Raw genomic sequence first — 11,564 nt, 5'->3', positions numbered from 1 at the left:
GTACTAACGTTAAAAAAGAAATACCATGAAAAAGATTGTACTATCGCTGTCAGCGCTTTTTGCAGTAAGCATAGCCGCAGCACAGAGCTACCCAAAGCAACCCGATCCAAAAGTATATAACGTAGTAAAGCAGGTGCCGGCTACAAAAGCTGCCGAGACAGATGAAACTGCCGACCGGCAGGAAGTGAATACCGAAGCACGCAGTAAAGATGAAACTATTGCCACAGAAGGGCAACCGGCAAAAAAACCTGAAAAAGTAGAAACTTCTCCTGCAACGGCGGTAGCAGAGAACGAAGCACAATAACACAAGCCACCCATTCGGGTGGTTTTTTTATTAAAATAAAGTTTCCTATTGAGCAGTATTATTGCTTTTTTAGTAGGTTTGCGGTTATGGAAACCAACAAAAGTTACGGAGACAAGGGTATTAAGACTGTTGCAGTAATGAGCCTTCTTACTTTAGGATTTGTTATGCTTAACAAGCCTTTTTTAAAATACTGGATGCTGCTTATAGGTGCGGGGTACTTTTATTTTGCGCTATACAAGCTGAAATATGACAGGCAGAACGGTAACGATACTCAAAAAGCGTGGATTTATATAGTTACAGGCATCTTAGGCCTCCTGTTTGGAATTACTCTTCTGGTAATAAGTATGGTTATGAAAGATTCAGCTATATAACTAAGGACTTATGGGCACTTAAAAAAAATCCTTACTTTTAAGGCTCAAAATTAAGGCATGGAACAACCAATAATCAATATAAAGGGAATAACAAGAGATTTTCCGCTTGGCAGCGAGATAGTAAAAGTACTTAAAGGCATAGACCTTATTATACAAAAAGGAGAATATGTAGCACTTATGGGGCCTTCCGGTTCAGGTAAAAGTACGCTGATGAACATATTAGGCTGTCTAGACACCCCTACAGGGGGCAGTTACATACTTAACGGAAAAGACGTAAGCCAGATGAGCGATGATGAGCTTGCCGGCATCAGAAATAAAGAAATTGGTTTTGTTTTCCAGACGTTTAACCTGTTGCCGCGCACAACAGCACTTGATAATGTTGCACTGCCAATGGTATATGCAGGCTATAAAAAGCCGGAGCGAAGCGAACGCGCCACAGAAGTACTTACACAGGTGGGACTTGCCGACAGGATGGACCATAAGCCTAACCAGCTATCGGGAGGTCAGCGCCAAAGGGTAGCTGTAGCCAGGGCAATGGTAAACCATCCTTCAATTATACTTGCAGATGAGCCTACCGGTAACCTAGACAGTAAAACATCTGTTGAGATTATGAACCTTTTCGACCAGATACATGCCAATGGCAATACTGTAATACTTGTAACCCACGAAGAAGATATTGCCGCGCACGCGCACCGCATTATAAGGCTTCGGGACGGTATTATAGAAAGCGATAATCCTAACAGGAGATAGCTTAATACTGCTGCTTGTTATCTTAAATTTAAAAATCTTCAATCTTAAATATAGTGAAAGTATATACCAAAACAGGGGATAAAGGTACTACAGCCTTATTTGGCGGTACGAGGGTACCCAAGCACCACATACGTATAGAGAGCTACGGTACGGTAGATGAGCTTAACTCGCATATCGGGCTGATACGCGACCAGGATATTAACCCTGATTATAAGAAAATACTGCAGCGCATACAGGACAAACTGTTTACTGTAGGTGCCATTTTGGCAACAGATCCTGAAAAATCAATCCTGAAGAATGGCAAGGAGCGCCTTAACATACCTAAAATTTCTGAATCGGATATAGAATTGCTTGAAAATGAGATTGACGCTATGGATGCTGCCCTGCCGCCTATGACTCATTTTGTATTGCCGGGCGGGCATACTACGGTGTCATATTGTCATATAGCGCGTTGCGTTTGCCGCCGTGCAGAGCGTCTTGCAGTACATTTACATGAGTTAGAGCCTACTGATGAGATGGTTTTAACCTACCTGAACCGACTTTCTGACTACCTGTTTGTGCTGGCACGGAAGTTGTCGTACGACCTGAAGGCTGACGAGGTAAAATGGATACCCGAAAAGCTGTAGCCGGCAGGCAGTAATAAGTTACTGAAATTTAACGTAAACAGTAGCTTTTACTGTACCTGTTTTGCCGCTGCAAAACGTTCTTAACTTTTTTTAGAAAATAAACAAATTTTTACTTGACTATTTCAGTATAAAATTTATTTTTGCATAAACTTAAATCGTTTATAAAATGTATTGGACATTAGAACTGGCGTCCTATTTAAGTGATGCCCCTTGGCCTGCTACAAAAGATGAGCTTATAGATTATGCCATCAGGACAGGAGCACCGCTTGAGGTGGTGGAAAACCTTCAGTCAATAGAAGATGAAGGTGAGATATATGAATCGATGGAAGAAATATGGCCGGATTATCCTACCGACGAAGATTATCTTTGGAACGAGGATGAATACTAGCATAAAATAAAACAATCAATTGAAAAGTCTCTTTCAGGAGGCTTTTTTTTTGGTTAAATTTGTAACCATTCGCAAAACACAGTAATTATATAATAATGAGTTTAATAAACAGCATTCTTAAAGCTTTTGTTGGCGATAAGTCTGAAAAAGATATAAAGGGCATACAGCCCCTTATTAAAAAGATTCATTCGTTTGAACAAGCTTTAGCAGCCCTTTCGCATGATGAGCTAAGGGCAAAGACAATTACCTTTAAAGAAAAAATTAAAGAGGCAAGGGCAGAAAAAGACGCCAAAATAGCGTCTTACCTTGAAGAAATAGAAAAAACCGAAGACATTGATAAGAGAGAAGATATCTATGCTTCTATCGATGCGCTTGAAAAAGAGGCTTATGATATTTCTGAAAAGGTACTTATGGAAATTTTACCCGAAGCTTTTGCAGTGGTTAAAGAAACCGCCCGCCGCTTTAAGGAAAATACTGCCATTACCGTAACCGCTACCCCTTATGACAGGGAACTTTCAGCTACAAAATCATACGTAACGCTGGAGGATGACAAAGCCGTTTGGGCTAACTCATGGAATGCAGCAGGTAAAGAAATTACCTGGGACATGATACACTATGATGTGCAGCTTATAGGCGGTGTTGTACTGCACCAGGGTAAAATTGCCGAGATGCAGACGGGTGAAGGTAAAACGCTTGTGGCTACACTGCCGCTTTATCTTAACGCGCTTACCGGTAACGGTGTTCACCTTGTAACGGTAAACGATTATCTTGCCAAAAGGGACAGCACGTGGAAAGCCCCCTTGTTTGAGTTCCACGGTATGTCGGTAGACTGTATAGATAACCACCAGCCCAACTCACCGGGCAGGAGGAAAGCCTATGCTGCTGACATCACTTATGGTACCAATAACGAATTCGGCTTTGACTATCTTAGGGATAACATGGCACACTCACCGGGCGACCTTGTGCAGCGCAAGCATAATTTTGCTATTGTGGATGAGGTTGACTCAGTGTTAATTGATGATGCGCGTACGCCACTTATTATATCAGGCCCTGTGCCGCAGGGCGACCGCCACGAATTTAATGAGCTAAAGCCAAAAGTAGAAAATTTATATACCCTGCAGCGCACCCTTATAAACGGTGTACTTGCAGAGGCTAAAAAACTGATAAAAGAAGGCAATACCAAAGATGGTGGCTTTATGCTGTTAAGGGCACACAGAGGATTACCTAAAAACAAGGCGCTTATTAAGTTTTTAAGTGAGGAAGGCGTTAAGCAGATACTCCAGAAAACAGAGAATCAATATATGCAGGACAATAACCGCGACATGCATAAAATTGATGAGGCACTGTATTTTGTAATAGAAGAAAAAAACAACCAGGTAGAGCTTACTGATAACGGAATCAAGTTCCTGTCGCAGGATACCGATAATGACTTTTTTGTATTACCGGATATTGGTACCGAAATAGCCAGTATTGAAAAGCAGAACCTTGGTAAAGAACAGGAAGCAGAGCGCAAAGAAGAGCTTTTCAGGGATTTCTCTGTAAAGAGCGAGCGCATACATACACTTACACAATTGCTTAAAGCATATACATTATTCGAGAAGGATGTAGAGTATGTTATCATGGAAAACAAGATCATGATAGTAGACGAGCAGACTGGACGTATAATGGAAGGCCGCCGTTATTCTGACGGTTTGCACCAGGCAATTGAGGCTAAGGAAAATGTAAAGATTGAGGCCGCAACCCAAACGTTTGCAACCATTACACTGCAAAACTACTTCAGGATGTACAACAAGCTGGGCGGTATGACTGGTACGGCTGTAACCGAAGCAGGCGAGTTTTGGGAAATATATAAGCTTGATGTGGTAGAAATACCTACCAACAGGCCAATAGCGCGTAAAGATGAGCATGACCTTATCTATAAAACCATGCGCGAAAAATTTAATGCGGTAATAGAGGACGTTTCTAAACTGTCTGCTGCCGGAAGGCCGGTGCTTATAGGTACCACATCGGTAGAGATATCAGAGCTTTTAAGCCGTATGCTTAAAATGAGGAACGTGCCGCACAACGTGCTAAACGCGAAGCTTCACAAAAAAGAAGCCGACATTGTTGCCGAAGCAGGTAAGCCTGGCATAGTAACCATAGCCACCAATATGGCAGGCCGTGGTACTGATATTAAGCTGACACCGGAGGTTAAGGCAAAAGGAGGCCTTGCCATTATAGGTACAGAGCGCCACGACTCTCGAAGGGTTGACAGGCAGCTGCGAGGCCGTGCAGGTCGTCAGGGTGACCCGGGAAGCTCACAGTTCTATGTTTCGCTTGAAGATAACCTGATGCGTTTATTCGGTTCTGAAAGGGTAGCTAAGGTTATGGACCGTATGGGCCTTAAAGAAGGAGAGGTGATACAACACAGCATGATGACGAAATCTATAGAGCGTGCACAGAAAAAAGTAGAAGAAAACAACTTTGGTGTACGTAAAAGGCTTTTGGAGTATGATGATGTAATGAACGCGCAGCGTGAGGTAATATACAAGCGCAGGAAGCACGCCCTGCATGGCGACCGCCTTAAAGTGGATATTGCCAACATGATGTATGATACTGTAGAGCTTATTACAGAAACCAACAAAGCGGCATCAGATTATAAGAACTTTGAGTTTGAACTGATACGTTACTTCTCTATAAGCGCCCCTCTTACCGATGCTGAATTTGGCAGGATGTCTGACAGGGAGATAACCTCTAAAGTGTATAAGCAGGTAATGGAGGCATACCATGAAAAGAACCTTCGTGATGCCTCGGAAGCTTTCCCGGTTATTAAAAACGTATATGAGAACAATACAGGGCAGTATGAGCGTATAGTAGTTCCTTTTACCGATGGTATAAAAACGCTTAACGTGGTTACCAACCTTGAAAAAGCTTACCAGACAGAAGGTAAATCGTTAGTTGATGATTTCGAGAAAAACATAACGCTTGCCATTATAGACGAAGCATGGAAAAAACACCTTCGTAAAATGGATGAGCTGAAACAATCGGTTCAGCTTGCTGTTCACGAACAGAAAGACCCGTTGCTTATCTATAAGTTTGAAGCCTTTAACCTGTTTAAGAAAACGGTTGACAACATTAATAAGGAAGTAATATCATTCCTGTTTAAAGGAGATTTGCCAACCCACAACCCTAATAATATCCAGGAGGCAAGGCAACCAGCCCAGCAAAAGGAAGAATACAGGGAAAGTAAGGAAGAGGTTTTAAATACCGATGAAATGGCTGCACAGGCACGCCAGGCAGGGCAAGCACAAAGCCGCCCTCAGGTAACTGAAACAGTGGTAAGGGATGCCCCGAAAATTAACCGTAATGATACTGTTACCGTTAAGCATGTTATGAGCGGAAAAACCGAAACCATGAAGTTTAAAAAGGCAGAAGGCCTTTTGGCTTCGGGGGAGTGGATAATAGCAAATGATTAATTACGTTAATTAAGTATAACTAATCCCTCTGCACTGCGGAGGGATTTTTATTTTTGTAAACTCTTACTGTCTGGCTATGGAACTATATTACTCATTATCCGTATTTATTGTTATCGCTTCTTTTTTCGCCTATTTTAATGTAAGGTTTTTAAAGCTGCCCTCTACTATAGGTATAATGGTAATAGCAATGGTTGCCTCTGTTGCACTGGTGGCATTTGGTAACACAGTGCCGAGTATTAATGAGCGTATATCATCCCTTGTATCTAATTTTGACTTTACAGAGGTGCTCATGGGTGCCATGCTTAATTTTATGTTGTTTGCTGGCGCAATACACGTAAGCCTTCGTGATTTGCGGGAGCAGAGCAGGCCTATACTCACCTTTTCTACTATTACAGTTGTTATCTCTACACTTGCTGTGGGCACGCTGGTGTACTTTATTCCCATTGACGGGCTAGAGATACCTTTTTTATATTGCCTGCTGTTTGGTGCGCTTATATCGCCTACAGACCCTGTTGCGGTACTGAGTATATTAAAGGAGGCCAAAGTGCGTAAATCTTTGGAAACAAAAATTGCAGGCGAATCTCTTTTTAATGATGGAATGGCTGTGGTGCTTTTTGCGGTACTATTGCAGCTTGCACAAGGCAATACAGAAAATTTTACAGCCCTGAATATTATATGGCTTTTTATCCGTGAGGCAGGCGGTGGCTTATTACTGGGTATTGCCCTTGGCGTAGGTGCATCCAGAGCCATACGTAAAATAGATGATTATAAAGTAACGATACTTATCACACTTTCTGTTGTTATGGGCGGTTATCTTATAGCGCGTGCGCTGCATGTTTCTGGGCCGCTTACCATGGTTTTTGCCGGGCTTATTATTGGTAACTTCAGGAAACGCTGGGCTATGTCGGCCACCACAAAGGATTACCTTGATAAATTCTGGGAGCTTAATGATGAAATATTAAACGCAATACTATTCCTGTTTATAGGGTTAAACCTGTTGCTCATACCTGACCTTACGCAATACTGGCTTCCGGGGCTTGCTTGTGTGATAATTGTTTTGCTTTCGAGGCTTATATCAATATGGCTACCCACAAGAATTATAACCTTTAAAGAAAAGATAACCCGCGGCACTATTAACGTGCTGGTTTGGGGCGGGCTAAGGGGCGGTGTCTCTATAGCGCTTGCCTTATCTATTGATGAGAACCCTTACAAAAAGACTATAATAGCAATCACTTACTTTGTGGTAGTATTTTCTATAATAGTGCAGGGGCTTACTATTGGTAAAGTAGCTAACCGCGTGCTGGCGAAATCTTAAAGGCTATCAGGAAATATCTTGCCTGGGTTTAGTATGTTATTCGGGTCAAACAATTGCTTTATACTTTTCATGAGTTGCAGATGCTGGTTTGAAAAAGCAATATCCATAAAGTTCTTTTGCACATAGCCGATACCGTGCTCACCTGAAAGAGTACCTTTTAAAGAAATGGTAAGCTCAAATATTTCACGTATGCCTTTTGGTACTTCGGTTTGCCATTGGTCGTCGGTCATATCGCCCTTCACAATATTTACGTGCAGGTTGCCGTCTCCGGCATGCCCATAGCAAACAGAGCTGAAGCCATATTTTTTCCCAATTTCCTTTATGCCTTTTAAAAGCGCAGGCAGTTCATAGCGGGGTACAACAGTATCCTCTTCTTTATAAACAGAATTTGATTTTACTGCCTCGCCAACTGCGCGGCGCATTTTCCAGAGTGCATTTTTTTGATCTTCGGTATCGGCAAAAAGTATTTCGTCTATATCAAAAGCCTCCAGCACATCAGTAATTTTTTCTGCTTCACTAAACAGCACATCCGGATAATTACCATCAACCTCAATAAGCAGGTGTGCCTGTACAGCATCGCCAATCGGGATGCTTACTCCGTCTATATAACGCAATGTCCAGTCAATAGCATCACGCTCCATGAACTCCAATGCACTTGGTACAATGCCTGCACGAAAAATAGCAGCCACAGCTTCGCATGCCTGCTCTGCTTTAAAGAAAGGTACAAGCATTAGTACGTTATGGTTGTTCTTTGGCAGCAGCTTCATTACAATTTTGGTAATTATACCCAGTGTACCCTCACTACCCACCATAAGCTGGGTAAGGTTATAGCCTGTAGAGTTTTTTAGGGTATTGGCACCTGTCCATATAACTTCACCTGTGGGCAAAACGACTTCAAGGTTAAGCACATAGTCTTTGGTAACACCATATTTTACAGCCCTTGCGCCACCTGCATTTTCGGCAACGTTACCACCTATAGTGCAACTGCCGCGGCTGCTTGGGTCGGGCGGATAAAATAACCCTTTTTCAAGTACAGCTTCCTGAAATACCTGTGTAACTACTGCCGGCTCTACAATAGCCTGCAGGTTGCGCTCGTCTATCTCTATTTTAGTAAAACGCTCCATAGAAAGGCCTATACCACCATGAATACTTAAAGCCCCGCCGCTAAGCCCGGTGCGCCCTCCAATAGGCACAACAGGAATATTATATTGGTTTACAAGCTTCATAATCGCAGAAACTTCTTCGGTAGTGCCTGGTTTTACTACTACGGTAGGCGGAAAATTATAGTCTTCGGTTTCGTCGTGCCCGTAGTGGTGGCGTGTTTCCTCGTCGGTAAACACAAAGTTTTTTCCTGTAATGTTAACCAGACTTTCTATTAAAGCATCAGATAGTATAACTTGCATGACCAATTTAATTAATGCCTCAAAAATAAAGATATGTTGCTAAACTTTCTCAACATATCAATTAATACTACAACCATTTTAGGTAATTATTATATTTGCCTTATGCAACTATCAGTAATCATCCTTAACTACAACGTACGCTATTTTTTACAGCTATGCCTGCAGAGTGTGCAAAAAGCGCTTGAAGGTACAGAAAGCGAAATTATTGTAGTGGACAATAACTCGCCCGATGATAGCTGTAAGATGGTTGCTGAGTTATTTCCGCAGGTAAAATTAATTGCTTTGCAGGAAAATTTTGGCTTCCCTAAGGGTAATAATATAGGGGTGCAACATGCTCAAGGTAAATATATATGCATACTTAACCCCGATACTGTAGTAGCCGAAGATACTTTTACCAAAATGCTCGCTTTTGCAGAAGGCAAAAAAAACTTTGGTATTGCCGGAGCTAAAATGATTGATGGTACAGGCAGGTTTCTCCCCGAAAGTAAAAGGGGAATACCTACCCCGTGGGTAGCTGTTACAAAAATTGCGGGCTTATATAAGCTGTTTCCTAAAACGAGGCTTTTTAACCAATATTATGCCATGCACCTTGGTAAAGATGAGGTTGGTGAAACCGAGATATTAACAGGGGCATTTATGTTTATGCACCGCGAAACCTACTTAAATGCAGGTGGGTTTGACGAAAGCTATTTTATGTATAGCGAAGACATGGATTTATCATATACCATTGTAAAAGCAGGGAAAAAGAACTGGTATTATCCGGGTACTGCCATAATTCATTATAAGGGGGAGAGCACAGTGCGCGATGGGGCCTATATGAAACGCTTTAATGATGCTACTAAGGCATTTTACAGGAAACATTTTAACGGCTCTTTATTTTTTGATCTTTTTATGCGTGCCGGAACGCTGTTTTTTGTGTTTAATAAAAAGAATAAAAAAGTGGCGCGCCGCCAACCTGAAGAATATTATCTGTTTTCTAAGAATGAAGAGTTAAAGCTGGCGCTCGAAGAGCAACTTACCGCAAAAGTAATAAGAATAGGGGAATATAAAGAGAACATGCTTTATCCCGCTACAGGTATCAACCCGAAACAGACGGAAATTATTTTTGATAATGACCTGCTTAGTTATGGCGATATGATAGCAATCATGCAGCGTCACTGTTCAGGATGTTACACTTTTAAGATAAAGCCACAAGTATACAATTTTATTATTGGCAGTAACAGCAGTAACGACAGGGGAAGTGTAATACACCTTTAAAAAACGTTGTAGTTTACTTAATAATTATTGACAGAAAAGTATTAAGTCAAAATTTTTATTAATTTCGCAAGCATAAACATTAAATCTACCATTAGGTTAACGATATGGCAAAGTTTGAACTTAAATTACCCAAAATGGGTGAGAGTGTTGCAGAAGCAACCATTACAAACTGGTTAAAAAATGTGGGTGACCATATTGATGCAGATGAGGCAGTACTGGAAATAGCCACAGATAAAGTAGATTCTGAAGTGCCTTCTGAAGTATCGGGAGTACTCTCTGAAATACTTTTTCAGGTTAATGATGTAGTTCAGGTAGGCCAAACAATTGCCTATATTGAAACCGAAGGTGGTGTAAGTGTTGATGCCCCATCACAAAAAACTACCGATGCAAATGTAGAAACAGTTGCAAAAACAGTAGAAACCGCAAAAGAAACAGTAGCCGCTTCGCTTGATTTTGCTGATTCTGATAAGTTTTTCTCTCCGTTGGTTAAAAATATAGCTAAAGAAGAAGGTATAAGCCTTCAGGAGCTTGACGCTATTAAAGGAACCGGCAAAGACGGCAGGGTTACCAAAAGCGATATATTAGCTTATATTAAAGATAGGCAGTCTCAGCCAGCACCGGCACAGCAACCTGCTAAACCTGTAACGCCTGTACAGCAACAGCCTGCTGCTGCAAAAGCGGCCCCGGTATCGGTTAACGGACAGGATGAAATTATAGAGATGGACCGTATGCGTAAAATGATTTCGCACCATATGGTACAGTCAATACAAACTTCTGCACACGTACAATCATTTATAGAAGTAGATGTAACTAATATTGTTAAGTGGAGGGATAAGTTTAAAGGAACTTTCGAGAAAAGGGAAGGTGAAAAACTTACTTTTACACCAATATTTATGGAGGCAGTTGCCCGTGCACTGAAAGACTTCCCTATGATGAATATATCTGTAGATGGAGAGTACATTATAAAGAAGAAAAATATTAATCTGGGCATGGCTGCCGCATTGCCAAATGGTAACCTTATTGTACCGGTTATAAAAAATGCCGACCAGCTTAACCTAGTAGGCATGGCAAAAGCGGTAAATGATCTTGCCAACCGTGCTAAGTCTGGAAAACTGAAGCCTGACGACACACAGGGCGGAACTTATACAGTAACAAATGTTGGTACTTTTGGCAGTGTGTTTGGTACGCCAATTATTAACCAGCCGCAGGTGGGTATTCTGGCATTAGGAGCTATACGAAAAGTACCTGCTGTAATTGAAACACCTGAAGGTGATTTTATAGGTATTCGCCAAAAAATGTTCCTGTCACACAGTTATGACCACCGTGTAGTGGATGGTGCCCTTGGAGGCTCATTTGTTAAGCGTGTAGCTGATTATCTTGAAGCATGGGACATAAATCGCGATATATAGTCAATATTAATTTATATAAAAAAGGAGATGTATCAACATCTCCTTTTTTATATAAATTAATAAAAAATATTATTTTGATAGTTCTTTATTCTGTGTCTGTTGCTTATAGTAATAAAATGCAAATGCAACAGCTGCTATTCCAAGAATAATAAGTTTGCCATTAACAGGTACATCATCACCTTCATTGTTTCCGGAACCGTCATCAGACCCAGTACCATCACCCGTTCCTCCACTACCAATTTGTGCAAACATTATAAAGTCACCTGCTAATAGAAAAGCAATAACG

At 41.4% G+C, this 11,564-nt stretch carries 11 protein-coding genes; 9 read left to right on the top strand and 2 right to left on the bottom strand.

Features of this window, described 5'->3' with window-relative positions; genetic code table 11:
• Positions 1-25 precede the first annotated feature (25 nt).
• From Q0K96_RS06780 to Q0K96_RS06750, 7 genes are all read left to right on the top strand, one after another.
• Positions 26-304: a hypothetical protein gene (locus Q0K96_RS06780; RefSeq protein WP_223051830.1), complete on the top strand. Its 279-nt coding sequence runs from the start codon at positions 26-28 to the stop codon at positions 302-304.
• Between the two features lie 86 nt (positions 305-390).
• Complete coding sequence (locus Q0K96_RS06775) at positions 391-675, top strand: hypothetical protein (RefSeq protein WP_297333250.1); 285 nt, start codon at positions 391-393, stop codon at positions 673-675.
• A 57-nt stretch (positions 676-732) separates the two neighbouring features.
• Positions 733-1,425 (top strand): ABC transporter ATP-binding protein, encoded by a 693-nt coding sequence (locus Q0K96_RS06770; RefSeq protein ID WP_297333249.1) that lies wholly within the window; start codon positions 733-735, stop codon positions 1,423-1,425.
• A 53-nt stretch (positions 1,426-1,478) separates the two neighbouring features.
• Entirely contained in the window at positions 1,479-2,051 is a 573-nt protein-coding gene (locus tag Q0K96_RS06765; protein WP_297333248.1) for a cob(I)yrinic acid a,c-diamide adenosyltransferase, read from the top strand.
• 166 nt (positions 2,052-2,217) lie between these two features.
• Positions 2,218-2,439 carry a DUF2795 domain-containing protein gene (locus Q0K96_RS06760; RefSeq protein ID WP_002986941.1) on the top strand — a complete coding sequence of 74 codons (222 nt, stop codon included), beginning with the start codon at positions 2,218-2,220 and terminating at the stop codon, positions 2,437-2,439.
• A gap of 95 nt (positions 2,440-2,534) precedes the next feature.
• Positions 2,535-5,894 carry a preprotein translocase subunit SecA gene (secA, locus tag Q0K96_RS06755; RefSeq protein WP_297333247.1) on the top strand — a complete coding sequence of 1,120 codons (3,360 nt, stop codon included), beginning with the start codon at positions 2,535-2,537 and terminating at the stop codon, positions 5,892-5,894.
• Positions 5,895-5,970: 76 nt separating this feature from the next.
• Entirely contained in the window at positions 5,971-7,209 is a 1,239-nt protein-coding gene (locus Q0K96_RS06750) for a sodium:proton antiporter (RefSeq protein ID WP_297333246.1), read from the top strand.
• Here Q0K96_RS06750 and Q0K96_RS06745 read toward each other — a convergent pair.
• Entirely contained in the window at positions 7,206-8,612 is a 1,407-nt protein-coding gene (locus tag Q0K96_RS06745; protein WP_297333245.1) for an FAD-linked oxidase C-terminal domain-containing protein, read from the bottom strand. The two genes, Q0K96_RS06750 and Q0K96_RS06745, sit on opposite strands and share 4 nt — an antisense overlap.
• A gap of 102 nt (positions 8,613-8,714) precedes the next feature.
• On the opposite strand from Q0K96_RS06745, the gene Q0K96_RS06740 reads away from it, so the two are divergent.
• Positions 8,715-9,869 carry a glycosyltransferase family 2 protein gene (locus Q0K96_RS06740; RefSeq protein ID WP_297333244.1) on the top strand — a complete coding sequence of 385 codons (1,155 nt, stop codon included), beginning with the start codon at positions 8,715-8,717 and terminating at the stop codon, positions 9,867-9,869.
• Between the two features lie 104 nt (positions 9,870-9,973).
• Positions 9,974-11,278, top strand: a complete 1,305-nt coding sequence (locus Q0K96_RS06735) for a dihydrolipoamide acetyltransferase family protein (RefSeq protein ID WP_297333243.1) — start codon at positions 9,974-9,976, stop codon at positions 11,276-11,278.
• 69 nt (positions 11,279-11,347) lie between these two features.
• Here the strand turns inward: Q0K96_RS06735 and Q0K96_RS06730 are convergent.
• Positions 11,348-11,564: hypothetical protein (locus Q0K96_RS06730; RefSeq protein ID WP_297333242.1), on the bottom strand; the 217-nt coding region annotated here is incomplete at its 5' end.

The sequence above is a fragment of the Flavobacterium sp. genome (assembly GCF_024305175.1).
Classification (GTDB): domain Bacteria; phylum Bacteroidota; class Bacteroidia; order Flavobacteriales; family Flavobacteriaceae; genus Flavobacterium.
Note: the sequence above shows the minus strand (reverse complement) of the source record. Positions and strands in the feature narration are given on the sequence as shown.